Genomic DNA, 25,586 nt, shown 5'->3' with positions numbered 1-25,586 from the left:
AAGCGTTCCGGTTCAAGCTCGCTGGTGCATGTCGCTCAAATCTTGCCCAAGGGCCGGACCGAGGACGCGCAGATCAGGTTTTCACCACCGACTTGCCGGCGTAACGCGCCTGCTTGCCGAGCTCTTCCTCGATACGGATCAGCTGGTTGTACTTGGCCATGCGGTCTGAGCGCGACAGCGAACCGGTCTTGATCTGCCCGCAATTGGTGGCGACGGCGAGATCGGCGATGGTCGAATCCTCGGTCTCACCCGAGCGATGCGACATCACAGCGGTATAGCCGGCCTTGTGCGCGGTCTCGACGGCATCGAGCGTCTCGGTCAGCGAGCCGATCTGGTTGACCTTGACAAGGATCGAATTGGCAACGCCCATGCGGATGCCGTCGCGCAGACGCGCCGTGTTGGTGACGAACAAATCGTCACCGACCAGCTGCGTCTTCTTGCCGATGAGGTCGGTCAGGTACTTCCAGCCTTCCCAGTCGTCCTCGGCCAGGCCGTCCTCGATCGAGATGATCGGATAGTCGGCGGCAAGCTTGGCCAGATACTTGGCCTGCGCCTTGGGATCGCGGGTCTTCTTCTCGCCTTCATAGACGTAATTGCCGTCCTTGAAGAATTCGGTCGCCGCGCAATCGAGGCCGAGCGCGATCTCTTCGCCCGGCTTGAAGCCGGCCTTCTCGATCGATTCCATGATGAAATCGAGCGCCACCGGCGCGCTCTTCAGGTTCGGGGCAAAACCGCCCTCGTCACCGACATTGGTGTTGTGGCCGGCATCCTTGAGCTTCTTCCTCAGCGTGTGGAAAATTTCCGAACCCCAGCGCACGCCTTCGCGCAGAGTCGGCGCGCCGACCGGCAGGATCATGAATTCCTGGAAATCGATCGGGTTGTCGGCGTGCGCGCCGCCATTGATGATGTTCATCATCGGCACCGGCAGCACATGCGCCTTGGTGCCGCCGACATAGCGGTAGAGCGGCAGGCCGGCGGCTTCCGCCGCCGCCTTGGCCACTGCCAGCGACACGCCGAGGATGGCGTTGGCGCCGAGCCGGCTCTTGTTGGGGGTGCCGTCAAGCTCGATCATGGTCTGGTCGATGTGGATCTGGTTTTCGGCCTCCATGCCGCCGATCGCCTCGAACAGCTCGCCATTGACGGCCTCGACTGCCTTGAGCACGCCCTTGCCGAGATAGCGGGCGCCGCCATCGCGCAGTTCGACGGCTTCATGGGCGCCGGTCGAGGCGCCGGACGGCACTGCGGCGCGGCCCATTGAGCCGTCTTCGAGAACGACGTCGACCTCTACGGTCGGATTTCCACGGCTGTCCAGGATTTCACGCCCGATAATGTCGATGATGGCGGTCATTGCGATGTCCCCGATTGATCGATTAAGCGTCGCGCCCCTCTTAGCCAAAGTGCCGCAAAAGGCAATCGGGGCGCTTGCAAATAGTGCCGCGTCAGCGATTCACGAAGCGCAAATTTCTGTCATCATAATTCATGCGTGGCGTGGCGGTTTCTGGTTTATGGTTACACCCGCGCGGGGCGAAACAGGAGGAGTTTCGCCATGTCTGAGTTGAGCGGTATCGTGAGTTTGTTCTTGATCGCGGCGGCGTTCCTAACGTCATGCGACAACCAGCAGCCGCCAAAGGCCGCAACGCAGTTGTCGACGCTTTACGCCGCCGAATAGGAACCATCCCGTCCCATTGAAAGGCCCCCGGTTTCGGGGGCCTTCTCACGTCAGGCGTCGGCGCGCCGGATCAATGCCAATAGGGCGTGACCTTGTAGTAGTCATAGGAAGCGTCACGTGCGGCCTCGCCATCGGCGCCGGCCAGTTCATTGATCGAATAGGACGGAGCCGCTTTCAGCTGGTCCTTCGAAAACGGCACGACATAGCCGCCCTTATCCTCGTCATAGTCGAGGCTTGCCCACGGAATGGCGTGATATTTCTCACCAATACCAAGAAAACCGCCGAAGCCAATCACCGCGAACATGATGCCGTTCGACGTCTTGTCGAGCATGACGTCCTGGATGCTGCCGATGCTCTTGCCTTCGGTGTTGTAGACCGACGTGCCGATCACGCGCGAAGCGGCGATGGCTTCGGTGTGGCCTGTCTGAGTGGTCATGTCTGATGCTCCTCTTTGTCGTTGGTCGTGCTTTGACAATGAGGGGCGCGGGCGAAAGTTCCCGACTTTTTTGAAACGTTGGACGGTCACTCCGCGAGGATGAACGTGACCTTCATGTTGACGCGATAGGCCGCGATCTTGCCGTCCTCGACGACGATCTTCTGGTCCTGGATCCAGGCGCCTTCGACGTTCTTCAGGGTCTTTGCGGCGCGCGCAATTCCCTTCTCGATGGCATCCTGAAAGCTCTTTTTTGAAGACGATGTGATTTCGGTGACGCGGGCAACAGACATGGCTTCCTCCTGCCAAGGCGCTCATTTGCAAGGGGGAGCCTACAGCCGGCCTTTACCGACTACAAGCTGGCCACGGTGGCCAGTCAGGCAGCGTTCTTGGCGATGCGGTCGAACGCCATAAGTCTTTCGAGCAAGGCCGGCATGTCCTTCAGCGGCAGCATGTTCGGACCGTCTGAGGAGGTCGAATTGTCCGGATCCTGGTGGGTCTCGATGAAGACGCCGGCGACGCCGACGGCAACGGCAGCGCGGGCAAGTGTTTCGACGAAGCGGCGCTCACCGCCGGAAGAACCGCCCTGCCCGCCCGGTTGCTGCACCGAATGGGTGGCGTCGAAAATCACCGGCGCGCCGATCTCGGCCATCACGGGCAAAGCCCGCATGTCCGACACCAGCGTGTTGTAGCCGAAGGAAGCGCCGCGTTCGGTGGTGAGCACATTGGCGTTGCCGGAGCCGGTGATCTTGGCGACGACATTCTTCATGTCCCAGGGGGCGAGGAACTGGCCCTTCTTGACGTTGATCACCTTGCCGGTCTTGGCGGCCGCGACCAGCATGTCGGTCTGGCGCGACAGGAAGGCCGGGATCTGCAGCACATCGACATGCGGCGCGACGATCGCGCACTGCTCCTCGGTGTGGACGTCAGTCAGAATGGGAAGCGAAAATTCCTTGCGCAACTCGTCGAAGACCGGAAGTGCTGCATCCATCCCGGCGCCGCGCGTTGCCGACAGCGAAGTACGGTTGGCCTTGTCGTAACTGGTCTTGTAGACGAGGCCGATGCCAAGCTTGCCGGTCAGTTCCTTCAGCGCGCCGGCCATGTCGAAGGCGTGCTGGCGCGATTCGAACTGGCAGGGGCCGGCAATCAGCGCCAAGGGCCCGCTATTGTCGAAGACGACGTTTCCGACGGTTACCGCCGAATTGGGCGCCATCGAATTGGACGCTTGCGGCTTGCTCATGGGATCTCCCGGAGGATGAAAGCCGCGCCCTGCCCGGATGCCGGCTGCACGACAATATCATTGCACGCTATATCGTGCTGGATGGCGTTATCTGCAAGCAGCCTTGCGGTAGCGTGGATGCTGCGAACTGAAAAGACGATCGCCGCGAAACGAAGCTCTGCCGGCTCGCTGGCGGCAAAACCGAAGCGCGCGATGAAAGCCGCCGGCTCGAGCACAGTTATGGCAGCATTGGGAAGGTTGAAGACCGCGCCGCTCTCCTGCTTCACGCCTGCCACCGTCGAGATCAGGCCAGCCTGTTCAGACGGCGCATCGCTGACCGCGACGATTTCGGCAATGCCGGTCACGCCATTGGCATGAGCTTGCAGCGCCGTGCGGTCGATTTTAGGGGCGTTGATCCGCTCGCAAGCGAACAGAAACGCGTCCGTCGCCCCAGAACCGGACGCGAAAGCCAATTTGAACGATGCCATGTCGCTCTTTCCGGCATTGTCGGTGAAGGCGCGCGAAAAACTCAGCATGTCTCCGGCCGACAGGCCGGCCGAGGCATAGCGCGCATGATCCGCGTCGGCGTCGCCGGTGCCCAGCACTACGGCGGAAAAGCCCTCATCGCCCAGGCTCGCGCGATAGAGCCGGTCTCGCGCGACAAAGACATTGCCGTCGGCAATCGCGCGCGCTGCCGTCTGTTCGTCGCCGATCGCCAGCGGTTCGAGATAGGTGCCGTCGGCGAAGAAGACGCAGCAATTTTCGGTGCCGAAGGGGTGTATGCCGGTTGGCGCGACGATGAAGCCAAGCGACGTCAGCCGCGCCCGCGCCACGGCGAGGCTCGCCGTCGGCAGCACCAGATGGTCAAGCGAATGGGTTGCGCTGGTCATGCCGGCGCGGTGTGCATCATTCCGGAAATTGGTTCAAGCGTTTCCGCCGGTGGCATGCGATTCGTGCAGCCTGATGTATGAATTGCCGCTTGTGAAAAACAGGCGATGTCTCTTGCTGGCCCGATCAGGCCACCGCCACGACATCGGCCGAATAGCGCAATTCGCGCAATGGTTTGACCCGGCTGGTTGTCTCGGCATAGAGCGGGTGCGCCTTGTAGGCGGCAAGCGCAGCATCGTCTTCGAACTCGGCATAGACGACCACGTCGATCGCGTCCGACAGCGGGTCGACCTTGGTGTTGAGCGTCACCTCGAACAGGTTTGAATGCGGAATGTTGCCCAGGTTGAGCAAGCCCTTGCGCACAGCCTCGACATCGTCCTTGCGCCGCGCGCTGAAGAAAACGATATGCCGGATCACGCCTGTCTCCACGTTCGATTTGCCGGCATGTTTTGTGTGAGCGGAACCGTCGCGTCAACCGCCACGATGTCGCGCCCGGCAGCGCCGGGAGGCGACTTTGCAGAGGCGCAAAACTAGCCCCCGCCGGTGACGTAGCGCACGATGCGCGACATCTCCCTGACCGTCGTGTCGAGATAGCGGCCCTGATTATAGAGGCCGTCCCAGATCAGGAAAAAGGCGATGGCCATGATGACGACGACGTAACGCATGACTGAAGCTAACGTATGTGGCTGCTCGGAACCATAGTGATTTCGCCGAGGGCCGCGCTCTCCCGCGGATTCTGGCCTCAGGCCGGCGACCTGGGTCAGTGCCGCGCAAAGCTTGCCTCTTGAAGTTTCGGCCAATGCCATGGAAGATTGTGGCGAAAATCCACGCGGGCAGCGGCGTTCGCGCCTGCGAATGAAATGCGGAGGATGTGGAGGCCGGCAGATCTTGCGCCGTCGCCGCGGAAGCCCAGGGGGATGTGGGATGGCTGCTAGGGAAAACAAGGGCGTCGGCGACGCCATCAGGCTGGACGAGCTCAACTTCGCCGAGATCGTCAAAGGCTTGCCGGCCAAGGCGCGCATGGTGCTGTCGGCGGCGATGAAACTGCCGCGCGGCTCGCTCAAGGTAAGGATGCCGGACGGCCGCGCCGTTCTTGTTGGTGGCAATGCGCCCGGTCCCGACGCCGAACTGGTGCTGAAGAACTGGCGCCTGCCCGGCCGCGCCTTTTCCGGCGGCACCATCGGCGTTGCCGAATCCTACATGGACGGCGACTGGGAAAGCCCTGACGTGACCAGCTTTCTCGAACTGTTCGTCGTCAACTCGGCCATCGGCGAACGCGTCGCCGGCGGCGCCAGTTGGCTCATCAACACCGTCCAGCGCATCCGCCACTGGTTCAACGAAAACACCCGCACCGGCTCGAAGCGCAACATTTCGGCGCATTACGATCTCGGCAATGCCTTCTACAAGCAATGGCTCGATCCCAGCATGACCTATTCGTCGGCGCTCTATGCCACCGGCGCCAACGATTTGGAAAGCGCGCAGGCCGCCAAATATCGCGCTTTGGCCAAGGACACGGGCATCGGCAAAAAGGACCATGTGCTGGAGATCGGCTGCGGCTGGGGCGGTTTTGCCGAATTTGCCGCGCGCGAGATCGGCTGCCGCGTTACGGGACTGACCATCAGTCGCGAACAGCACGACTTTGCCAAGGAGCGCATCCAGAAGGCCGGACTGTCTGACAAGGTCGACATCAAGCTCCAGGATTACCGCGACGAAACAGGCACTTACGACCGCATCGCCTCAATCGAGATGTTCGAGGCGGTCGGTGAAAAATACTGGCCGGAGTTTTTCGGCAAGATGAAGGCCTGCCTGAGACCCGGCGGCACCGCCGGCCTGCAGATCATCACCATCAACGAGGCCGCCTACGACACCTATCGCGCGCGGCCGGATTTCATCCAGCGCTATGTTTTCCCGGGCGGCATGCTGCCGACGCCGTCGATCCTGAAGTCGCTGGGCAAAGACCATGGTCTCGCCCATCTGCGCGAGCGCGTCTTTCCGGACGACTATGCTCGCACACTGGCCGAATGGCGCAACCGCTTCTGGCAGTCGTGGGAAAAGATCGTCCCGCTCGGCTTCGACGACCGCTTCAAGAAGCTCTGGGAGTTTTACCTCCACTATTGCGAAGCCGGCTTCCGCGCCAGCTACATCGACGTGCGCCAGGTGGTCTACAAGGCGTAGTGCGAGCGGGTATTTGCCCGCCCGTTTCCTCAAAGCAGGATACGATACTTTGCAAACCCGGCTTCGCCCTCGCCGACCGGTTCGATCTTGAGCGATTTCACCCCTGAAATAAAATCCTTCGCTTTGGGACCGGTCTCGAACAAGACGCTGGTTCCGGGCAGCGGCGTGAACGACCAATTGTCGTCGGCCGACGGATTGATCGTGCCCTCGCTGACGACATAGCGCACGATCACATCGCGGTTGGTGTCCGGCGCTTCGTAGATGATCTTCGAGGCGTTGATGTCAGGGAAATTGCCGCCACCGCCAGCGCGGTAATTGTTGGTGGCGACGACGAATTTCGCTGCTGGATCAATGGGCTTGCCATCGAAGCTAAGGTCGACGATGCGGCTGGAGCCGGCATTGGCGACGCCACCCTTGGCATCGTATTTCGGCGGCTGCGACAGGTCTATCTTGTAGCTGACGCCGTCGATCACATCGAAATTGTAGGACGGGAATTCGGTGTCGATCAGCGCCTGGTCGGCCTTCCCGGCCTCGATCTTCTTGAAAATGCCGGCCGACATTTCCAGCCATTCCTTGACCTGCGCCCCGGTGATCTCAACCGCCCGTACCGTATTCGGATAAAGATAGAGATCGGCGACATTCTTGATGGCGATGTCGCCCACCGGCACGTCGGTGTAGTAGTCGGCGCCGTTGCGCCCGCCGGCCTTGAAGGGCGCTGCCGCCGACAGCAGCGGCACATCCTTCCACTGCGTGCTCTTCAGAATGTCCTTGAGATACCAGCGCTGCGCCTGGTTGACGATCTGCACCGACGGATCGTCGGCCACCAGCGCGAAATAGGAATAGAGCGGCGCCGAAGTCTTGCCGACCGGACGGCGGACATAGGCCAGTGTCGCCTCATGGTCCGCCTTCAGCGCATCGACGATGCGCTGGTCGTCCGCCACCGTCGGCTTGTTTGCCTTGTCGACGCGTTCGTAGATCGGCCGTGCCTCCGAGGTCGCCGAGACCACGCGCCATTTCGATCCGTCGCGTTCCAGAAGCAGGTCGATCAGGCCCATATGCGAGCCCCAGAAGCCGCCCATCACCGCCGGCTTGCCCTGCAGTGTGCCCTTTTCGGTGTCGACCCCATCAAGCGCCTGAAAATCCTTCTTGCCGGGGAAGACGAGATGCTGATGGCCGGTGAACACCGCATCGATGCCCTCGACGCCGGCAACGAAGAACGAGGCGTTCTCCATTCCGTCGCCTTGCTTGATATCGATGCCCGAATGCGAGAGCGCAATGACGATGTCGGCGCCCTCCTCCTTGATCTCAGGCACCCAGGCCTTGGCCGCCTCGACAATGTCGCGCGTCCGGACATTTCCTTCCAGGTTCTTCAGGTCCCAGATCATGATCTGCGGCGGCACGAAACCGATAATGCCTATTCTGATCGGCTGCTCGGCGCCCGACCCGTCCTTGATCTTCTTGTCCAGGATAACGTACGGCTTGAGATAGAGCTTGTCGTCGCGCGGGCTGGCGGCGAGCTCGGTGCCGCGGATCAGATTGGCGCAGACGAACGGAAAATTGGCCCCGGCCAGAACCTTGTCGAGGAACGACAGGCCGTAATTGAACTCGTGGTTGCCGAGCGTCGAACATTCATAGCCGAGCAGGTTCATGCCCTTCATGATCGGATGCAGGTCGCCGTCCTTCAGTCCCTTCTCGTAGGCGATGTAGTCGCCCATCGGATTGCCCTGCAAAAGGTCGCCATTGTCGATCAGCATCGCATTGGTGGCTTCCTGGCGCACCGCAGCGATCAGCGAGGCCGTCCGCGACAGGCCCATCGTGTCGTTCGCTTTGTCGGCGTAGTAATCGTACGGCAAAACATTCACGTGGATGTCCGTCGTCTCCATGATCCTCAGATGCGCCTGATTGGCCTCAGCGCGGGCGGAAAATGGATGCAGCATGATCAGCGCCCCGCTGGCAGCGGCGCCGGCAAGAAAACCACGACGGGAGACGGGGTGGAGCAAAGGCGACATTGGTTTTCCTTCCCAGCGACGTGAACATCCCAGCCCCGCCGAAACCTTCGCGCCGAAAACTGGCCATGTCCATCGGGAAGTCAGTCGATCAGCAAAAGGTGACGGCTGGATGAATTGCCGGGGCCGAAAGGAAGACCTCAGCCCTTGTCGTCGTCGCCTTGGGTGATCAGCCGCGCGCTGCGCTGGCCGGTGAAATATATCCATAGCCAGCTAAGCGATACCGACAGCCGGTTGCGGAAGCCGATCAGGAAGTAGATGTGCGCCACACCCCACAGCCACCAGGCGAGCCAGCCGGTAAGCTTGATCCAGCCGAAATCGATCGCGGCTGCCCACTTGCCGATCGTCGCCAGGTCGCCGGTATGTTTATAGCGGAAGGGACGCGGTGCGCTATCGCCTGCCAGCCGCGCCTTGATCGTCGCGGCGACATGTTTACCCTCCTGCTTGGCGGAGGGCGCAACGCCGGGCACCGGCTTGCCATCTGGCCGCAACACATGCGCGGTGTCGCCGATGACGAATATCTCCGGGCTATTCGGCACGGTCAGATCGGGTTCGACCATCACCCTGCCCGCCCGGTCGACCGGCGCCCCCAGCCATTCTCCCGCGGGCGAAGCGGCAACGCCGGCGGCCCAGAGGATTGTCCGCGCCGGCAGATGCGTGTCGCCAAACACGACACCCTCGGCATCCAGCCGCGTGACGGCGCGGCCAAGCTCGACCGTGACGCCCCGCCGTTCCAGCGCCTTGCGCGCATAGTCGGACAGTACCGGCGCGAAATTGGCCAGGATGCGGTCGCCGGCCTCGACCAGCACCACGCGCGCATCACGCGTGTCAATCTTGCGGAATTCGCCGCGCAGCGTCTCATGCGCGAGTTCGATAATGGTGCCGGCAAGCTCGACGCCGGTCGGGCCGCCGCCGACGATAACCAGCGTCAGCAGCGCCTGGCGCGTGGCCGGATCGGTCTCGCGCTCGGCCTGCTCGAAGGCAAGCAGGATGCGCCGGCGAATGGTGGTGGCGTCCTCAAGCGTCTTCAGCCCCGGCGCGAAAGGCTCCCATTCGTCATGGCCGAAATAAGCGTGGCGGGCGCCGGTGGCGAGCACCAGCGTGTCGTAGGGAACCGAACTGCCGTCCTCGAGCAGCACGCGTTTGCCGGCGCGATCGACGCCGCTGACATTACCCAGGAGCGTCGTCACGTCCTTGCGCTTGCGCAACAAATGACGGATCGGCCATGCAACTTCCGATGTCGCCAGCAATGTGGTTGCCACCTGGTAGAGCAGCGGCTGGAAAAGGTGGTGGTTGCGCTTGTCGATCATGGTGATGCGCACGGGCGCACCGGCCAATGCGCGGGTGAGTTCGAGACCGCCGAATCCCGCACCGACGACAACGACATGATGGCCCGTTTCGTTCATCGCACTCACCTCGTTTTCACCGTCCTTATCTAGTGATTTTTGTGCACCGCAACAATGTCGTGGAGCGCAAGACTGCCATGCATCACGGCTGCCCCGGACTCGCCGCCCAATGTCGCGAATGCCCATGTCGGCAGGCTCAGACGGGTATAGCCTCGCAGGGGAAGGAACCACGGGAGTGAGGCATGGCCAACGATAGTCACGGCGCGAAAGACGGCGAAGGCCCGGCGCAATATTCTTCGCCGCCTTGCTTCATGCACGAACTCGATCCGGAATTTCGCGCGCCATTGACCGACTGGACCGACGTACGACGTTGGCGCAAGGCCGAGCGCGAACGGCTGATCGCGGCGCGGTTGGCGGTTTCCGCCGACATGCGGACGGCGATGTCGCAGCGTATCGCCGAAAGTCTCGACGCGGTGATCGGCGACATTGCCGGCCGCATGGTCAGCCTCTACTGGCCGTTTCGCGGCGAGCCGGACCTGCGGCCTTGGATAGCGTCGATCAATGAACGCGGTGGCCGCACGGCGCTCCCCATCGTCATCGAGAAGGGCCAGCCGCTGATCTTCCGCGCCTACGTTCCTGGCGACCGGCTGGAAAAAGGCGTCTGGAATATCCCGATGCCCGCCGAAGGCGATCCGGTGCTGCCCGACATCGTCATTTCGCCGATCGTCGGCATCGATCCGCAAAAGTACCGCCTGGGCTACGGCGGCGGCTTCTTCGACCGCACGCTGGCGGCAATGCCGTTCAAGCCATTGGTCATCGGCGTCGGCTATGAACTGCAGCGCATCGCGACCATCTACCCGCAGCCGCATGACATCCCGATGGACCGGCTGGTGACCGAGGCCTGAGAGCCGGCACGAAAAAAGAGACCGGCCGGATTTCTGTTTCGCAGTGACAAAAATCCGACTTGGTCGATAAGCAACATGATCTTTGCTGCGGCGGACCGTTTCGATAGGCGCTTTGGGCGGATCCAACAGTGTCGCTGTTGGCCAGAGGATTGATTGCTTCGCAACGGGTGACAAAGATGATCGGACGAACCACAACGATTGCCCTTGTAATTGCGTTTTCCCTTTCGCCTTTGCATGCGCAACCACAGCATCGTTTGCCGAGCGGCTACAAATGGGGCCGCTGCCTGCTTGTTGTTGACGGTCAGACCCGCATATCCGGAAGGTGCTCCTATCAAATCGAGCAGGGAGGCGATTTTAATATCCAGGGGCCCCGGCAAGTTTTTGCAGGGATTGACTATCCCGACACGCATAGTGGCGCCGGTGAAATGTCCGAAGATTACTGGGCGGTTGTCTACAAGGACGAGGATGTCTGGGCGGGCTATGGGAACTCCGACATTCGCGCAACGCACGGTGATGAACGCTGGGAAGAACTTCGCCGCGAAGGCGCGTGCTATATCGGGAAGGACGTCCGGGTGTGCCTTTGGCGTTAAGCCAGTTCCGGCTTCATCCCCATGGCCGTGCGATCGACGATCTCGCGCAAGGCAAATGACGAGTTGATCTTGGTCACATGCGGCATCGCCGACAGCCATTCCTTGTGGATGCGCTCATAGTCGACCAGGTCCTTGGCGGCGATGCGCAGGATATAGTCGTATTCGCCTGACATCAGGTGGCAGGACAGTACATTCGGGCAGCGCTTGATAGCCGCCTCGAAATCCGACAGTGTCTTTTCGAATTGTCCCGACAGCGATATATGCACGATCGCCGTCATCTGGTGGCCGAGCGCGGCGTTCGAAAGCCGGGCGTGATAGCCGCGGATGGTGCCGGATTTCTCCAGATTGTCGAGGCGCCGCGAGCAGGCCGACTGCGAAAGGCCGACCCGCTCGGCGAGCGCCGCATTTGGTATGCGCCCATCCTTCTGCAGTGCCTCGAGAATGGCGATATCAATCCTGTCGAGCGGCATTTTTCGTGATTCCTGCGAAAATCCTGCGATTTCGCGCAACGATTATCGAAACGTTCAATCCCGCGCAAGCGCATTCGCAAACACCTGCGCAACGATTCGTGGTTCACTGTGTTCATACAGGGAACGAGCCCCAAGGGCCGGATCAGGAGAAGAAGAATGCGCGTCGGTTGCCCCAAGGAAATCAAGAACCACGAATACCGCGTCGGCCTGACGCCGGGCTCTGTCCGCGAATATGTCGCGCATGGCCATGAGGTGCTGGTCGAAACCGGCGCCGGCGCCGGCATCGGCGCCGATGACAATGCCTATCGCGCCGCCGGCGCCACCATTGCCAAGACCGCCGCAGATGTGTTCGCCAAGTCGGACATGATCGTCAAGGTCAAGGAGCCGCAGCCCAATGAATGGGTGCAGCTGCGCGATGGCCAGATCCTCTACACCTATCTTCACCTGGCTCCCGATCCCGAGCAGACCAAGGGCCTGCTCGCCTCCGGCGTCACAGCAATCGCCTATGAGACCGTGACCGACGACCGCGGCGGCCTGCCGCTCTTGGCGCCGATGTCGGAAGTCGCCGGCCGCCTGTCGATCCAGGCCGGCGCCACGGCGCTGCAGAAGGCCAATGGTGGCCGCGGCGTGCTGCTCGGCGGCGTGCCCGGCGTGCTGCCCGGCAAGGTCACTGTGCTCGGCGGCGGCGTCGTCGGCCTGCATGCGGCCAGGATGGCGGCCGGCCTCGGCGCAGACGTCACCATCATCGACCGCTCGATCCCGCGCCTGCGCCAGCTCGACGACCTCTTTGCCAGCCGCGTCCACACCCGTTATTCCACCGTCGAGGCGCTGGAGGAAGAATGCTTCTCGGCCGACATCGTCATCGGCGCAGTGCTCATCCCGGGCGCGGCTGCCCCCAAGCTGGTGACCCGCGAAATGCTGTCGGGCATGAAGAAGGGCTCGGTGCTGGTCGACGTCGCCATCGACCAGGGCGGCTGCTTCGAGACCTCGCATGCCACCACCCATGCGGATCCGACCTACGAAGTCGACGGTGTCATCCACTACTGCGTCGCCAACATGCCGGGCGCTGTGCCGGTCACCTCAGCGCACGCGCTCAACAACGCGACGCTGCATTATGGCCTGCAGCTGGCCGACAAGGGTCTGAAGGCGCTCGTTGACGAGCATCATTTGCGCAATGGGTTGAATGTCCACAGGGGCAAGATCACCAATCGCGCCGTCGCCGAGGCTCTCGGCTATGAGCTGGTAGAACCCAAGGTGGTCCTGGCCGCCTGACCTGACTTAATCAGTTCTGCCTCCTTCACCCGCCGGTTGTACCGGCGGGTTTTTCTTTGTCCAAGATCCTGACATCGGAATTGAACAGGCTGGCAGACAACAAAAAAGCGGAGCCAAAGCCCCGCTTCCTCAGTCGCCGAGATTCCCGCCGGTTCATCCGCGGTCGGCAAATCCATCGACATCTCCCTTTTAGCGTATGAATGCGACGGCAGTGCGACAGCTCTCAGCCAGCTCTGGCTACGCACCGCCATGTTCCGACGATCGCTGGGCGCTGTGTGACGTGCTTCACATCAGGCAATCGAAAAACCTGCGCAGACAGATATCGCCAACTTGACGGCCCCAGCCGCCTCCCGAACGCCTGATGTCTCCTATGCAGGCCTCTTCGGCAGCAGCTTCCGTCACACGGCTCCCAACTGCCCGCCAGACGACCGGCGGGCATTTTTTTGCGTCGCCGTCACGCGCGCTCGATGCGGCACTGATAGCAATTGTTGCGTGCAGAGCGGACATGGACATAGGCGATGTCATCGCGCTCAAACAGCGTCTTCGCCCGCGCCGCAATGGCGTCCGTCGGGATGACGCCGCCACTGCCATAGACGATGCGGTCATCTACTCCATAGCCGCGCACGATATAGTCGCTGCTCTCCAGCATATCCGGCAGCGCTTCTGTTTCGGCGGCGCGTTCGCACTCCTGCGCATGCAGGAAGATGGGTCCGGTCTCGGCGTAGGGCTGCAACTCAGGAAACGGCCGGTAGGCCAGGATCAGATAGCCATCGCCTTCGGCGACGTTTCTCAGGCAATGCCGGCAAGGCACGCCGTCACCATCGGAAATCCTGCGTTCGGGCGTCTGCCCATAGGCGTCCGGACCGCCGCGCTGCAGCGCTCTGACGTCTTCTGTCGGCAAGGCTTTGAACTGAACGGTCATGGCTGAATCTCCGGTGTCTTTGACCTGAGAATATGCCGCCACGCAGGTGCCTCCCACCCGATTCCTGCCAAGGCTGCGAGACGGCCAGCAGCCAGGCCATTTCAAGCCGGACTGCTGAAACATTGCTTCAGAAATCTGTGCTGGTCAGCGGATGAAATCGTCGAAGCGGCGCAGCGTAACACGACGGTTGCGCCAGTTCTCGTCCTGGGTCTGCACCAGCAGGAATTCCTCGCCGTAGCCGACAGTTTCCAGCGCATAGCCCGGCACGCCGAATTCGCGCACCAGCGTGCGCTTCAGCGAGGCGGCGCGTTGCTCCGACAGGATCTGGTTCGACTGGAAGGAGCCAACCGCATCGGTGTGGCCTTCGATCAGCACACGGGCGCGGGGATCGCGGCGCAGGATGCGCTCCAGCGCGTCGGCGATGTTCTCGATCTTGCCGTATTGCGAACTGGAAATGGCCGCCGAGCCAAAGGCGAAATTGATCGACTGGATGTCGATCGAGCGCGCCTGGCGCCTCAGATCCGGCCGCCGTTTGAATTCGCGGATGGTGACGCGCTGGTTCGGGCGCAATTTCACCCGGGGCGCCGCGTCGAGCTGTCGCTCGATCGTTGCCGCCGACGGCGTGGTCGCCTGTGCGGCGGCCAAGGTCGGCCCAAGGGTCGGCACGGCAAGCACTGCAATCAACGCTGCGGCAAATGTGCGTCGGCTCAGCATATCTTTCTCCTCGGCAACGGCCCCATCAGTGTTGACGCCACCATGGCAAAGGCAGCCTGAAGCGCCGATGAACGGCTGGTTCAGCTTTCGGAGAGATTAGGGCCGCATGACGCTGGCCGAGCGCTCGGCAAAAGGCAGCGGATGCACGGTCTCCTTCTTTTGCGCCACCGGCGCAAAGCCGAGCTTCTGGTAGAGCGGCAAGGCGGCCGGATGGTCGAGCGTGCAGGTCTGCACCGTCACCCGTTTCGGCCCGTAGGACCAGGCGGCGGCGATCGCCGCGCCCAGGAACCAGCGGCCGATGCCCTGCCCGGTCGCATGCTCCATCATGCCGAAATAAGCGAGCTCGACCTCTTCCGGCAGATGCGGCTTGAGGTCGAAGAACCCCGCCGGCGCGCCGTCAAGATAAAGCACCCTGATGTCGCGGTCCTCGCGGTGAATGCCGGCCGCAAGCTCGTCATCGTCCAGCCGCAGCACATTGACCCAATGCCATTTGCGCCCCACCCGATCCATCAGGTAGCGGTAGAAATGCAGCGGAATGTCCTTGGTCTTCAACAGCGCGATCTGCTTGTTGTAGGGCACCGGCGGCGAATAGGCCGGTGGTACATGCATTTCCAGAAACGTCACCGTAACCTCGATGTCGTCCAACACGCCGTTTTCCATCGCCATCATTCCTTGCCCGTTGCAACGGGCGTATCGGCCAGCCCGCCCCATTCGGTCCATGAACCGTCGTAGAGCCTGTTGTCGGTGTGGCCAAGCGTCTCCAGCGCCAGCGTGACGACAGCTGCGGTGATGCCAGAGCCACACGAGGTGACGACAGGCTTCGACAGATCGATGCCGGCATCCTCAACGGCCTTGCGCAGCCTATCCTTCGACAACAGCTCGCCATCTTGCGACAGCGCCGAATAAGGCAGGTTGCGCGCGCCAGGCATGTGACCGGAGCGGACACCGGCGCGCGGCTCGGGTTCGGTTCCGGTGAAGCGGCCGGCGCCACGGGCGTCCGCAATCTGGCTCTCTTTCGTTTCGACGATGCGGCGCATGTCGGAGAGGCTGGCGACCCGGGCGGCATCGAAATCGGCATGAAACACATTCGGCGCGATCTTCGTCGGTTCCGCCGTCACCGGCCGGCCCGCCGCCTTCCAGCGGTCGAAGCCGCCGTCCAGCACATAGACCTGGAACACGCCCATGACGCGGAACATCCACCAGGCGCGCGGCGCCGAGAAGAAACCTGGGCCGTCATAGACGACGATGGTGTCGTCGGCCGAAATGCCCATCGTGCCGACATATTGCGCGAAATGCTGCGGCGACGGCAGCGTGTGTGGCAGCCTGGCATCCGGGTCCGAGGCCGCATCGTGATCGAAGAAGCGCGCGCCCGGAATATGCGCCGCCTCATACTCGGCGCGCGCATCGCGCTTTTGCGCCGGCAGATACCAGGACGCATCTACGATCGTCAGGCCGGGCTCGCCAAGCCGGCTCTGCAACCAGTCCGCATCGACGGTGAAAGGGCTGTCATCGGCCATTGTTTTTCTCCTGCTTCGTCTTCGGCAAAACTTGTTTGGCTTGACAATCTGGATGCGTTCCGAGCGCGCGACATTCGGTTTGGATACGCGACATAGTCAGCCGCCGCAGTCCCTTGATTCCGATTGTTTTCATGTTTCGTGGCGAGTACGGATGATCGTTATGATCTGGGGTGGGCGGGGTCAATAATCTCGGCATGAGCAATCTTTTGTTTTCTCGTATTCCCAGCAATCCGCTTTCGCTCGGACTTGTCTGCAACTTCATTGCGCACTATCCGCCTTTCGACGGCTATGAGTTCGGCCTGATGGTGAAGACGCTTCGTTACCAGCTGGATCAGCAGACACACATGATCGGCTCGATCGACGATGCCATCGTCGCTTATGTCGGCTGGATCCAGACCAGCCGCGAGATAGCCGAGGCCTGGGCAATAAATGGTGGGCCGCTTAATCCCTTCCCCGATGGCGATGCCACAGCGGTGACGGTGCTGGCGACGCGATCCTCGTCCCATATCCTGCCGCTGATCAAAAAAGCCAAACTCATCAACCTCGACAGATCAGTATTCTGGAAACGCGACTTCATCGACAACCGCGGCTCGGTCAAGCGAGCCGTCCGCAAGCGCGACGTCTGATGCAATCGGTCGAATCCGCCGAGGCGCTGATGCAAGAGATACTCATCCGGCTGGATGACCGCTATGCCGCAATGTTTGTGCGCATCTGGCGGCCTGCCGGCACGCCGCGTGCGACAGTCTTCTGCCTGCACGGCTTCACCGGCAACGGCGCCGACTTTGACTACCTCGCCACTTTCCTGTGCCGCAACGGCTTCCTGGTGATCTGCCCGGACCTGTTGGGACGCGGACGCAGCGCCTATCTGGGTTCAGGATACGACATCAACCTCTACTCCAAATGCCTGCGTGCACTCGGTGAGTTCGCTGGTACGGAGAACCACTTCATCGGTACTTCGTGGGGCGGCACGATTTTGCTTCTGTTTCTGCACATGACACGCTCCAAGGCCGCGAAAATCGTTCTCAACGACGTGCCAATGCTTGGCGGGCCGAAGGTCGACGCGATGAGAAACGAAGTCATGAAGGAAAGTACGCTTGCGTTCGAGACCCGCGCAGCGGCGAAGAATTATCTGAGCGCCACCAGGGCCGTCATGGGCCCGGTCGAGGAAGCGGTATTTAACCGCTATGTCGAGAACAGGATCGCGGCCAGTCAGGATGGTTTCCGGTTGGCCTACGACCCGGCCACGACTGGGAATTTCGGAGCCATGACCGGACGCGAATATGATCTGTTCCCAATCGCTGCCCGGATCGACGCCCGCATCCTGCTGATGTACGGCCGTGGCAGCCAGGTCATTGACAGGCAAGCCATCGACCGCACGCGGCTGACACGGCCTGATCTATGGCTTGTCGACAATATCGATGCGGGCGATCCTCCGTCATTGATGACACTGGACCAGGCCCTGCTCATCCTGGGTTTCCTGTCTGCCGTCTGAAACTGGATCTGTCGTGGCGGGGGTGATTCCGGAGATGCAATTCGACGATTTATACAGCAAGTTTATCGCCGAGACCTATGACCGCCAAAGCTTGGTCGAAGATCCCGCCAAGATCCTGGTTTGCACGACGCCGCGAACGGCCGGGCATTCCTATTGTCGGGTCCTGCAGCAACTCGGTCTGGGAATACCCACCGAGTATTTTCAGTGGCAGTATGCCTTGCCGTTGATGAGACGGTGGTCGATCGACGGCACAATGGACGTTGAAAAACTCAATCAGCAGGCGCCGGCCTACGGTCGCCATCTCTTGGAGAAGCGGACCGAGAACGGCGTTTTCAGCGCCAAGATCTTCCATGAGAACCTGCCATTCGCACGCAGTTCAATCGGCGATGACGACGACAACTCGTTCTACGTTTTCCTCTCGAGGCGAAACAAGGTAGATCAGACCATCAGCCTGCTTTCGATGCTCCACACGGGCCAGCCGTTCGACAGTCAGGAGAAGCTGCCTGGGATTCCCACGGTGACAATTTTGAGCGAGAAGGTTGTCCGAGACACCGCGCAGTATATTTTCGATAGCGAAATCAGGTGGAAAAATTACCTGAACACTGTTGATCGCCGCAGGGTGGCTCATGTGTTCTACGAGGACTTTATCGCGGACCAGCAGGAAAACGCATCCGCCACAATGAGCACCTGGTTCCCAGGCTTCGCGCTGAAGTCAAAAGCCATATCGACAAGCAAGCGTTATGCGCATGATGTCGAGTTCAAGACCATGATCGGAAGGCAATTCGGGGGTTATATCCGGCGGTTCTGGCAGGAACATGCCTGACCTTGAGTCATCTACGCGAAACACTGATCGAAGCTCCTTCCGCCGGCCGTAGCGCCAACCCATAGTCGAACCTGATCACATCGTCAGCACGGCTGAAGGCGAACTGGCGGATTACCGCGAGAACAGCCTCTTTGACTTCCAGCCGGCCGAGACGCGCGCCACCACACATGCGCGGTCCGGTTAGGAACGGAATAAAAGCCCGTCGGTCGAAGCTGTTCTCGATGAATTCCTTCCTGCTGGCGTCGAAGGTACGCGGGTTTTCCCAGAAGGCTGGATGCTGGTGCACGCCGATGATCGACACCATGATCAGCTGCCCGGCGCGTAAATCGCGGCCGTCGAGTGTCGTGTCAGCGCCCACTTCGCGGGTCAGAAACGGTATCGGAGGGAAATAACGCATCGTCTCGTTGATCAAGCAATCGGTGTACGGCGTATGCGCGTCGCCTGAGAGGACCTCGGAATGGATGCGCTCCTGCACCTGCTGGTTAGCCCCCAGCCGATCGATCACCCAAAGTGCGGTCGTTACCGTTGTCTCGACGCCGGCGAAGAAATTCATGACGAACTCTTCCACCGGCGAAAAGCCATCAACGTCGCGGGCCTCGCTTCTAAAGCGGTCCATCTCGGCCGCCGCCTGGGAATCCGCCATCAGCAGCGATGCGAAATCGGCAATCACCGCGCGGGCATCCTGGATAGCATTCGCGCGTTCGGCGGTCGTCGGAGTCACCCAGGAATAATATTGGAGACGCCTCAACACATCGCGCACCCTGTCGAGCAGCAAGAGTGTAGCCGCCATATCGGGAACAAGGCCGAAAGCCCGGTAAAATATCGTCATCGACGCAGCGAACAGGGCATGCTGAATCGCAGTTAGCGTAGCCTCGGTGCCGGAAAGACCTGCAGCATAGATTTCCGCCACTGGACGCTGCTGCGCCGGCCTGGCGGCCGCCAGGTAAATATCCTGGGTGATGGCGCGCCGGACAGACCAGTCCTCGTCATTGGTGTTGAAGCGGCTAAACCCGAGGGCCGAGATCAGGGAGAAGTTCTTTCGGAAGAGCGCCGGCGCCTTGACGATGACGTCGACGGCCTCGGGATCGTCGAAGACAGTCAGATTGCCGAGACCTCGGGCCTTGCCATTCGGCCCCACCTCCCCGCTCTGGGCGAAAAGCGCATAGACGAGGTTGTTGAGCACACTTTCGATTTGCGCTGGATTGTCCACCAAAACCCCTGTCAGCCGCGGCTCGGTCAGCCCTGGAGCGACGCTTACCACATCTGTCCACCCGCGCTACCGAGGCACCGTGGCAAAGCCGCAACACTACAGCGCAAAGTTGCTGGCCGGACTTGCTGCAATATGCCGTTAGGGTATGTCTGCAATGTTGGATCTGGGGCAAGATTCTAGACGGGGGTAAGTATGCGGGCTCGGGCACCTGGTAAATTGTTGGCGACTGTCGCGGCATCCGCTGCTTCGGTGACTTCGGTGGGCGTGATTGCCGCGCATGCAGAGGATGCGAAGGCCACAGACCAGTCGGTCATCGATTCACGCGTCAAAATCGCCTTCGAGGGCGCGTTCTTTCAAAACAACGTCCATGAGGACGACAAGACCGGCGGCACCGACAAGCTCGGAAATAGCAACGGTGACTTCTCAGGTTCGATCGCGCTGACCAAGCAGATTTCGTCGGACATGGACTGGCGCCTTGCAGGTGCGTTTCACTTGGGCAAGAACCGTTCCTGGGAAGAGAGTGGCCAGATACCACAAGGCTTTTTGACCATAGGCTACGGCGACGACTACAGTTTCCAGGCGTTCGATTTCGATGTCGGTAAGCACGTCAAGGTTCAGGCCGCCGATATCCGCTTCTTTGGCGGTCTGCGACTGGTGCATTCGGATGAAAGAGTTGTTGCCTCCGAAGGCTTCAACCCGGACGATCCAGCCGACAAGGGCGGCACCGTCGATAAGATAGGATCGTCGGAATATTGGGGCATTGGCCCGCGTGTCGGCGCCGAGGCATACTACCCGCTGAACGAAACCTGGGGGCTGACAGGCGCTGTTTCCGGCTCCGTCATGTGGGGCCGCCGCGAAAACCGCGAGGGATTCAAATACGACTTCACAACAGGTGAACACGGCTCTGTCCCGTTGGGGAGCGAGTCCGAGAACCAGACAGTGACAAATCTCGACGCCTCGGCCGGCCTGAGCTGGATGCCCCTCGAAGGCGCGACCTTTACGGCCGGCTACAAGATCGAGCAGTGGCACAATCTGCTTGTCAATGCGGACAGCACCACCCAGACCTTCCACGGCCCGTTCCTTCGTCTCGAAGTCAAGATGTGACGGTATTAGCCGGCACGCGGTGAGCTTGGGCGCGATGTTCGAATCCAGGATCGCGGTCAACGGCAACGTCAAATTGCACTACACGGCGGCGGGCTCTGGCCCGCCGATCGTCTTCCTGCATGGCTTTCCCGATCACGGAATGGGTTGGCGCCGGCAGATGCAAGCGCTTTGCGGCCGCTATCGCGTGATCGCGCCGGACCTGCGGGGCTTCGGACAAAGCGATGCGCCACAGGGCCACGGCAACTATGTGCTGACGCATTTGGTCAACGACGTGCTGGCCGTTCTTGCGGCGGAAAAGCTGACCCAGGCCGCGATTGTCGGCCATGACTGGGGCGGCATCATCGCATGGTGGCTGGCTATGCGCGTGCCGCAGGTCGTGCGCCATCTCGTCCTGCTGTCGACGCCTCACCCCCGCAACCATCTGCGTGCTATTGCCGATCCGGCCAATGCCGAGATCACCGGATACATACGCCGCTTCCAGGTCCCAGGCGCTGCCCAGATGCTGGACATCGATGAACTCGCCACCTGGGTCACCGATCCGCAGGACAAGCAAGCCTTGATTGATTCGCTCAGGCGATCCGATCCGGAAGCGATGCTGGGCTACTACAGGGCCAACATACCGCTTGGCAGAGTGCCGGATCTGGGCCAACTGCCTTTGGTCAAGGCGCCGACCCTTGTGCTGTTCGGCACCGACGATCCCTATGTGCCGGCCAGCGCTTTTGACGGGACCTTCCGAGAAGTCGACAACGTTACCGCCGTGATTGCCTTGCCCGGAGCGGGCCACTTCATCCAACATCAGGCAGCCAGGTTCGTCACCGAGCAGATCGAAGCATGGGTGGAGCGACCGCCTTCCAGTTTCCGACACCTTGGCTAGGCCAAGGTGTCTTAGGACCGCCTGAGCAATATAGAGGCCAGGTGCTGTTTGACCCTAATTCGCCGGCATCGGTCCGAAGCGAATGCGAAAACGCCGGTTCTCGCGGCCCTTCTTCTCGATCTTGCCGATGTGGATCTCGCCGATTTCGCCTGTGCTTTTGACATGCGTGCCGCCGCAGGGCTGGCTGTCGACCGAAGCGTTGTCGCCGATGCAGACCAGGCGGATCTTGCCGGTGCCGACCGGCGGGCGGACATTCTTGGATTTCACCAGGCCCGGATTGGCCGCCAATTCCTCGTCCGAGATCAGCCTGATGAAGATTGGGTGATCGGCACGCACCAGCGCCATCAATCCGGCGGTGACATCTTCCTTGGTGAAGCCTGCATCTGGAGCGTCGAAGTCGACACGGCTGTCATCTTCGGAGACCGCGGCGCCGGTGATCGGAAACGGACAGACGACGGTGAGCAGGTGGCAGGCTGCGTGCATGCGCATCAGGAGATGCCGCCGCTCCCAGTCGACGACGAGTTTCACCCGCTTGCCAATTTCGGGCACCGGCTGCTCCGGCGCCGGCACATGGATGATCTCGTCCTTGGTCTCGCCGGTGATGGTGGCGGCAATGGCAATGCGGCTGCCGTCGGCGCGCTCCAATGTGCCAGTGTCGCCGGGCTGGCCACCCGATGTCGCGTAGAAGATCGTCCGGTCGAGAATGATGCCGCCACGCTCGTTGATCGCGACCACCGTGGCTTCGGCCGTCGTCAGATAGGCGTCGTCGCGAAACAGCGCTTCGGTCTTGTGCGCCATCAGGCAACCTTCTCGTACGGCACCGAAATTGTGCTGCGCTCGTCCATCCAGCCCGGTACCGGCAGCTTCTTCTCGCGCAGGAAGTCCGGGTTGAACAGCTTCGATTGGTAGCGCGTGCCGTAGTCGGCCAGGATGGTCACGATGGTGTGGCCTGGGCCAAGCTCGCGCGCCAGCCGGATCGCGCCGGCAATGTTGATACCGGTCGAACCGCCGACGCACAGGCCCTCTTCCTGGATCAGGTCGAAGACGATCGGCAGCGCTTGCTCATCCGGAACCTGGAACGAGAAGTCCGGCGTGAACCCTTCGAGATTGGCCGTGATGCGCCCCTGCCCTATGCCTTCGGTGATCGAGCTGCCGTCGGACTTCAATTCGCCGCTGGTATAGAAGGAGTAGAGCGCGGCGCCGAGCGGATCGGCGAGCGCGATCTTGACGTTTTTACTCCGGGCCTTCAGCCCGAAGGCGACGCCGGCCAGCGTGCCGCCCGAACCCACCGCCGAGACGAAGCCGTCGACCTTGCCGCCGGTCTGCGTCCAGATTTCTTCCGCGGTGGTGCGGATATGGCCGTCGCGGTTGGCGACATTGTCGAACTGGTTGGCCCAGATCGCGCCGTTCGGCTCGGAACGCGCCATCTGCTCGGCCAGCCGCCCCGACAGTTTCACATAGTTGTTGGGGTTCTTGTAAGGCACCGCCGGCACCTCGATCAATTCCGCGCCAAGCAGCTTGATCGTGTCTTTCTTCTCCTGGCTCTGCGTGTCGGGAATGACGATCACGGTGCGATAGCCCAGCGCCTTGGCGACCAGCGTCAGGCCAATTCCGGTATTGCCGGCCGTACCTTCGACGATGACGCCGCCCGGCTTCAACAGCCCGCGCTGTTCGGCGTCGCGGATGATGAACAGGCCAGCGCGATCCTTGACAGATTGGCCCGGATTCATGAACTCGGCCTTGCCCAGGATCTCGCAGCCGGTCAGCTCCGAAGCCTTGTTGAGGCGGATCAGGGGCGTGTTGCCGATCGCTTCGATCACAGAACGGGGCATCCGGGATTCCTTCATGTAGCTGCGGCGAGACCCTAGAAACCCGAAGCTTGCGTTTCAAGGCAAGAATTCGCCTGGTCCAGTCGCATTTCGGGTACTGCAATCTCCTGCCGCCAGATGACGCGCGATGACGATCATTTCAACCTTGTGCGGAAAAGCGCTCTTTTCATTCGATTTTTTCACCGCTAGAGCACTAATGACAGATCGGCAGGGCGCAGAATGACACTTTACCGGGCCAACCCGAAGCATGGCGTCGCCTGGATCACCGGCGGCAGCAGCGGCATCGGCCGTGCTCTGGCCAAGGACCTTGCGGCAAAGGGCTTTGTCGTCGCGGTGAGCGCGCTTGACGAGCATCCGATCGACGCGCTCATCGTCGAGACGGCACAGATGCCGGGACGCGTGGTTGCCTACCCTTGCAACGTCACCGACGAGCCGCGCATGGCAAGCACTGTGGCGGCGATCGAAAAGGATCTCGGCCCGATCGTGCTCGCTGTCTTCAACGCCGGCAACTACATCGCCACGCCCGGCGAAGACCTTAGGGTCCGCGACTTTCGCCAATCCTTCGAGGTCAACTATTTCGGCATCATCAATGGTCTCGTCCCGCTGATGGAGCGCATGCGTATCCGCGCGCGCGGCCATATCGTGCTTGTCGGCTCGGTGACCGCCTATTTCGGCTGGCCGACCACGGCCGCCTATGGCGGTTCGAAGGCGGCGATCAACATCCTGGCCGAGTCGCTGAAATACGATTTCGACAAGATGAATGTCCGCGTCCAGGTGATGAATCCGGGATTTATCGACACACCGCTGACCGAAAAGAACATGCTGCCGATGCCGGGATTGATGCCGGTCAACCGTGCCTCGCGGCGCATGCTGCGCGGCATTGAAAAGGGCGGCTTCGAGGTCACCTTCCCGCGCCGGCTGAGTTGGGGGCTGAAGCTGCTGGCGCTGCTGCCGAGGCCCTTCTGCCGCTGGTTCATCAGCACCGCGACCCGCTGGACAGGCCGGCCACTGAATTTCGATCGCAAGCCGCCGAACGAATAACTGTCCACAGGCCGGCTGTTGCTTGGGTGCAGCGGCCGCCATAGGTTGAGATTTGTTGCGTGGAGTCTGCGATGGGGCGACGGATCGTGCTTGCGGTGCTGGGCGTCGTCGTCATCCTTGTCCTGGCCTTCCTGCTTGGTCCGCGCGCTCCCGTCGACACCACGATCCGTTTCGATCCCAAGGTGATCGGCGACGATCCGCAAGCCTATCTGGCGCGTGAAGAAGCTGCCGTCCCCAACATCCGTGACGGGCTCGAGAAAGAAATCATCTGGGCCGATCCGATGGTCCACGCCAAGACGCCGCTGGCAATCGTCTATATTCACGGCTTCTCGGCGTCGAAGGGCGAAGTGCGACCGCTGGCCGATGAGGTCGCCGACCAGCTCGACGCCAACCTCTTTTACACCCGCCTCACCGGCCATGGGCAGGACGGCGCCGCAATGGCGCAAGGCAGCGTCAACGCTTGGATCAACGACTATGAGGAGGCGCTCGCCATCGGCCGGGCCATTGGCGACAAGGTGATCGTCATCGGTACCTCGACCGGCGGCTCGCTGGCGGCATGGGCAGCCACTGAACCTGGCGCGTCGGACGGCGTCGCCGCAATCGCGTTCATCTCGCCGAATTTCGGCGTCAGGGCCTCGGGCGCCGAGCTGCTGACCATGCCCTGGGGTAGGCAGATCGCCGAACTCGTCGGCGGCAAGGAGCGCAGCTTTCCCACCCGCAATGCGCTGCACGAGAAACTCTGGACGCACACCTATCCGATGGCGGCCGTATTGCCGATGGCGGCACTGACCGAGCTCGCCTACGCAGCACCGGTGGAGAAGGCTGATATACCGGCCCTGTTCATCTTCTCGGATTCGGACAGTGTGGTGCGCGAAGACCGCACCCGCGATATCGCCGGCCGCTGGGGCGCCGCGCACGAACTGGTGCCGGTCGACGACAATGGCGATCCGGACAACCACGTCATTGCCGGCGACGCGCTGTCGCCCTCGACCACGGCTTTTCTGGCGCAGCGGATTGTGGTCTGGGTGAAGGCAATTACCGAGTAGCCGCAAAACGAAAAGGACGGCCGGAGCGTTGCTCGGGCCGT

The 25,586-nt window shown here is 61.5% G+C and carries 29 protein-coding genes; 12 read left to right on the top strand and 17 right to left on the bottom strand.

The window, feature by feature from the left end:
* Nucleotides 1-73: 73 nt before the first annotated feature.
* Entirely contained in the window at nucleotides 74-1,348 is a 1,275-nt protein-coding gene (gene eno, locus AC1D1L_RS27070) for a phosphopyruvate hydratase (RefSeq protein ID WP_477344336.1), read from the bottom strand.
* Between the two features lie 198 nt (nucleotides 1,349-1,546).
* Here eno and AC1D1L_RS27065 point away from each other — a divergent pair, with 198 nt between their 5' ends.
* Nucleotides 1,547-1,669 carry a hypothetical protein gene (locus AC1D1L_RS27065; protein WP_112561787.1) on the top strand — a complete coding sequence of 41 codons (123 nt, stop codon included), beginning with the start codon at nucleotides 1,547-1,549 and terminating at the stop codon, nucleotides 1,667-1,669.
* A gap of 70 nt (nucleotides 1,670-1,739) precedes the next feature.
* Here AC1D1L_RS27065 and AC1D1L_RS27060 read toward each other — a convergent pair whose 3' ends face one another.
* From AC1D1L_RS27060 to AC1D1L_RS27035, 6 genes are all read right to left on the bottom strand, one after another.
* Nucleotides 1,740-2,105 carry a PRC-barrel domain-containing protein gene (locus tag AC1D1L_RS27060; protein WP_112562323.1) on the bottom strand — a complete coding sequence of 122 codons (366 nt, stop codon included), beginning with the start codon at nucleotides 2,103-2,105 and terminating at the stop codon, nucleotides 1,740-1,742.
* An 86-nt stretch (nucleotides 2,106-2,191) separates the two neighbouring features.
* Nucleotides 2,192-2,395 carry a dodecin family protein gene (locus AC1D1L_RS27055; protein WP_019858016.1) on the bottom strand — a complete coding sequence of 68 codons (204 nt, stop codon included), beginning with the start codon at nucleotides 2,393-2,395 and terminating at the stop codon, nucleotides 2,192-2,194.
* A gap of 83 nt (nucleotides 2,396-2,478) precedes the next feature.
* Nucleotides 2,479-3,342 carry a 3-deoxy-8-phosphooctulonate synthase gene (gene kdsA, locus AC1D1L_RS27050; protein WP_477344335.1) on the bottom strand — a complete coding sequence of 288 codons (864 nt, stop codon included), beginning with the start codon at nucleotides 3,340-3,342 and terminating at the stop codon, nucleotides 2,479-2,481.
* Nucleotides 3,339-4,211 carry a VOC family protein gene (locus AC1D1L_RS27045; protein WP_477344333.1) on the bottom strand — a complete coding sequence of 291 codons (873 nt, stop codon included), beginning with the start codon at nucleotides 4,209-4,211 and terminating at the stop codon, nucleotides 3,339-3,341. The genes kdsA and AC1D1L_RS27045 overlap by 4 nt, the downstream gene beginning before the upstream one ends.
* Before the next feature lie 124 nt (nucleotides 4,212-4,335).
* Entirely contained in the window at nucleotides 4,336-4,626 is a 291-nt protein-coding gene (locus AC1D1L_RS27040; protein ID WP_477344332.1) for a Dabb family protein, read from the bottom strand.
* Between the two features lie 113 nt (nucleotides 4,627-4,739).
* Complete coding sequence (locus AC1D1L_RS27035; RefSeq protein ID WP_281401903.1) at nucleotides 4,740-4,874, bottom strand: hypothetical protein; 135 nt, start codon at nucleotides 4,872-4,874, stop codon at nucleotides 4,740-4,742.
* A gap of 259 nt (nucleotides 4,875-5,133) precedes the next feature.
* Between AC1D1L_RS27035 and AC1D1L_RS27030 the strand changes: the two genes are divergently transcribed.
* Nucleotides 5,134-6,384 (top strand): class I SAM-dependent methyltransferase, encoded by a 1,251-nt coding sequence (locus AC1D1L_RS27030; protein ID WP_477344331.1) that lies wholly within the window; start codon nucleotides 5,134-5,136, stop codon nucleotides 6,382-6,384.
* Between the two features lie 29 nt (nucleotides 6,385-6,413).
* Here the strand turns inward: AC1D1L_RS27030 and AC1D1L_RS27025 are convergent, their stop codons facing one another.
* Together AC1D1L_RS27025 and AC1D1L_RS27020 are read right to left on the bottom strand one after the other, a co-directional pair.
* Complete coding sequence (locus AC1D1L_RS27025; protein ID WP_477344330.1) at nucleotides 6,414-8,393, bottom strand: bifunctional 2',3'-cyclic-nucleotide 2'-phosphodiesterase/3'-nucleotidase; 1,980 nt, start codon at nucleotides 8,391-8,393, stop codon at nucleotides 6,414-6,416.
* A gap of 137 nt (nucleotides 8,394-8,530) precedes the next feature.
* Complete coding sequence (locus AC1D1L_RS27020) at nucleotides 8,531-9,796, bottom strand: NAD(P)/FAD-dependent oxidoreductase (RefSeq protein WP_477344329.1); 1,266 nt, start codon at nucleotides 9,794-9,796, stop codon at nucleotides 8,531-8,533.
* A gap of 251 nt (nucleotides 9,797-10,047) precedes the next feature.
* Here AC1D1L_RS27020 and AC1D1L_RS27015 point away from each other — a divergent pair, with 251 nt between their 5' ends.
* Nucleotides 10,048-10,641, top strand: a complete 594-nt coding sequence (locus AC1D1L_RS27015) for a 5-formyltetrahydrofolate cyclo-ligase (RefSeq protein ID WP_477344386.1) — start codon at nucleotides 10,048-10,050, stop codon at nucleotides 10,639-10,641.
* A gap of 128 nt (nucleotides 10,642-10,769) precedes the next feature.
* On the top strand, nucleotides 10,770-11,231 hold the full coding sequence (locus tag AC1D1L_RS27010) for a hypothetical protein (RefSeq protein WP_477344328.1): 462 nt from the start codon (nucleotides 10,770-10,772) through the stop codon (nucleotides 11,229-11,231).
* Here the strand turns inward: AC1D1L_RS27010 and AC1D1L_RS27005 are convergent.
* Entirely contained in the window at nucleotides 11,228-11,701 is a 474-nt protein-coding gene (locus AC1D1L_RS27005; protein ID WP_023668897.1) for an Lrp/AsnC family transcriptional regulator, read from the bottom strand. The two genes, AC1D1L_RS27010 and AC1D1L_RS27005, sit on opposite strands and share 4 nt — an antisense overlap.
* A gap of 156 nt (nucleotides 11,702-11,857) precedes the next feature.
* On the opposite strand from AC1D1L_RS27005, the gene ald reads away from it, so the two are divergent.
* The gene (gene ald, locus AC1D1L_RS27000; RefSeq protein ID WP_477344327.1) at nucleotides 11,858-12,973 is read left to right on the top strand and encodes an alanine dehydrogenase; all 1,116 of its coding nucleotides are present in this window, start codon (nucleotides 11,858-11,860) and stop codon (nucleotides 12,971-12,973) included.
* 454 nt (nucleotides 12,974-13,427) lie between these two features.
* Here ald and AC1D1L_RS26995 read toward each other — a convergent pair whose 3' ends face one another.
* The 4 genes from AC1D1L_RS26995 to sseA all read right to left on the bottom strand — a co-directional run bounded on the left by AC1D1L_RS26995 (nucleotide 13,428) and on the right by sseA (nucleotide 16,126).
* The gene (locus tag AC1D1L_RS26995) at nucleotides 13,428-13,895 is read right to left on the bottom strand and encodes a DUF1203 domain-containing protein (RefSeq protein ID WP_477344326.1); all 468 of its coding nucleotides are present in this window, start codon (nucleotides 13,893-13,895) and stop codon (nucleotides 13,428-13,430) included.
* 144 nt (nucleotides 13,896-14,039) lie between these two features.
* Nucleotides 14,040-14,609, bottom strand: coding sequence for an OmpA family protein (locus AC1D1L_RS26990; protein WP_436260055.1), 570 nt, complete (start codon nucleotides 14,607-14,609; stop codon nucleotides 14,040-14,042).
* 96 nt (nucleotides 14,610-14,705) lie between these two features.
* Nucleotides 14,706-15,269, bottom strand: coding sequence for a GNAT family N-acetyltransferase (locus AC1D1L_RS26985; RefSeq protein WP_352558829.1), 564 nt, complete (start codon nucleotides 15,267-15,269; stop codon nucleotides 14,706-14,708).
* Between the two features lie 5 nt (nucleotides 15,270-15,274).
* Nucleotides 15,275-16,126, bottom strand: coding sequence for a 3-mercaptopyruvate sulfurtransferase (gene sseA, locus AC1D1L_RS26980; RefSeq protein ID WP_477344325.1), 852 nt, complete (start codon nucleotides 16,124-16,126; stop codon nucleotides 15,275-15,277).
* A 194-nt stretch (nucleotides 16,127-16,320) separates the two neighbouring features.
* On the opposite strand from sseA, the gene AC1D1L_RS26975 reads away from it, so the two are divergent.
* Genes AC1D1L_RS26975 through AC1D1L_RS26965 form a run of 3 tightly spaced genes read left to right on the top strand, consistent with a single transcriptional unit; the run spans nucleotide 16,321 to nucleotide 18,441 of the window.
* Nucleotides 16,321-16,752: a hypothetical protein gene (locus tag AC1D1L_RS26975; RefSeq protein WP_477344324.1), complete on the top strand. Its 432-nt coding sequence runs from the start codon at nucleotides 16,321-16,323 to the stop codon at nucleotides 16,750-16,752.
* Nucleotides 16,752-17,618 (top strand): alpha/beta hydrolase, encoded by an 867-nt coding sequence (locus tag AC1D1L_RS26970; protein WP_477344323.1) that lies wholly within the window; start codon nucleotides 16,752-16,754, stop codon nucleotides 17,616-17,618. Before AC1D1L_RS26975 ends, AC1D1L_RS26970 begins: the two co-directional genes overlap by 1 nt.
* A gap of 34 nt (nucleotides 17,619-17,652) precedes the next feature.
* Nucleotides 17,653-18,441, top strand: coding sequence for a Stf0 family sulfotransferase (locus AC1D1L_RS26965; protein WP_477344322.1), 789 nt, complete (start codon nucleotides 17,653-17,655; stop codon nucleotides 18,439-18,441).
* A gap of 7 nt (nucleotides 18,442-18,448) precedes the next feature.
* Here AC1D1L_RS26965 and AC1D1L_RS26960 read toward each other — a convergent pair whose 3' ends face one another.
* Nucleotides 18,449-19,651, bottom strand: coding sequence for a cytochrome P450 (locus AC1D1L_RS26960; RefSeq protein WP_477344321.1), 1,203 nt, complete (start codon nucleotides 19,649-19,651; stop codon nucleotides 18,449-18,451).
* A 219-nt stretch (nucleotides 19,652-19,870) separates the two neighbouring features.
* Between AC1D1L_RS26960 and AC1D1L_RS26955 the strand changes: the two genes are divergently transcribed.
* Both AC1D1L_RS26955 and AC1D1L_RS26950 read left to right on the top strand, forming a co-directional pair.
* A complete protein-coding gene (locus AC1D1L_RS26955) occupies nucleotides 19,871-20,755 on the top strand; it encodes an Lpg1974 family pore-forming outer membrane protein (protein WP_477344319.1) in 885 nt (294 codons plus the stop codon).
* A 34-nt stretch (nucleotides 20,756-20,789) separates the two neighbouring features.
* Nucleotides 20,790-21,629 (top strand): alpha/beta fold hydrolase, encoded by an 840-nt coding sequence (locus AC1D1L_RS26950; protein WP_477344318.1) that lies wholly within the window; start codon nucleotides 20,790-20,792, stop codon nucleotides 21,627-21,629.
* 54 nt (nucleotides 21,630-21,683) lie between these two features.
* On the opposite strand, the gene AC1D1L_RS26945 is transcribed toward AC1D1L_RS26950, so the two are convergent.
* Nucleotides 21,684-22,427 (bottom strand): alanyl-tRNA editing protein, encoded by a 744-nt coding sequence (locus tag AC1D1L_RS26945; protein WP_477344317.1) that lies wholly within the window; start codon nucleotides 22,425-22,427, stop codon nucleotides 21,684-21,686.
* Complete coding sequence (locus tag AC1D1L_RS26940; RefSeq protein WP_477344316.1) at nucleotides 22,427-23,461, bottom strand: cysteine synthase A; 1,035 nt, start codon at nucleotides 23,459-23,461, stop codon at nucleotides 22,427-22,429. The genes AC1D1L_RS26945 and AC1D1L_RS26940 overlap by 1 nt, the downstream gene beginning before the upstream one ends.
* A 216-nt stretch (nucleotides 23,462-23,677) precedes the next feature.
* Between AC1D1L_RS26940 and AC1D1L_RS26935 the strand changes: the two genes are divergently transcribed.
* Together AC1D1L_RS26935 and AC1D1L_RS26930 are read left to right on the top strand one after the other, a co-directional pair.
* Nucleotides 23,678-24,499 (top strand): SDR family oxidoreductase, encoded by an 822-nt coding sequence (locus tag AC1D1L_RS26935; protein ID WP_477344315.1) that lies wholly within the window; start codon nucleotides 23,678-23,680, stop codon nucleotides 24,497-24,499.
* A 71-nt stretch (nucleotides 24,500-24,570) separates the two neighbouring features.
* The gene (locus AC1D1L_RS26930; RefSeq protein WP_477344314.1) at nucleotides 24,571-25,545 is read left to right on the top strand and encodes an alpha/beta hydrolase; all 975 of its coding nucleotides are present in this window, start codon (nucleotides 24,571-24,573) and stop codon (nucleotides 25,543-25,545) included.
* Nucleotides 25,546-25,586: the final 41 nt, after the last annotated feature.

This window comes from Mesorhizobium sp. P2_D6, from assembly GCF_056404315.1.
The sequence above is the reverse complement of the archived record's forward strand: the minus strand, read 5'-3'. Positions and strand labels throughout refer to the sequence as shown.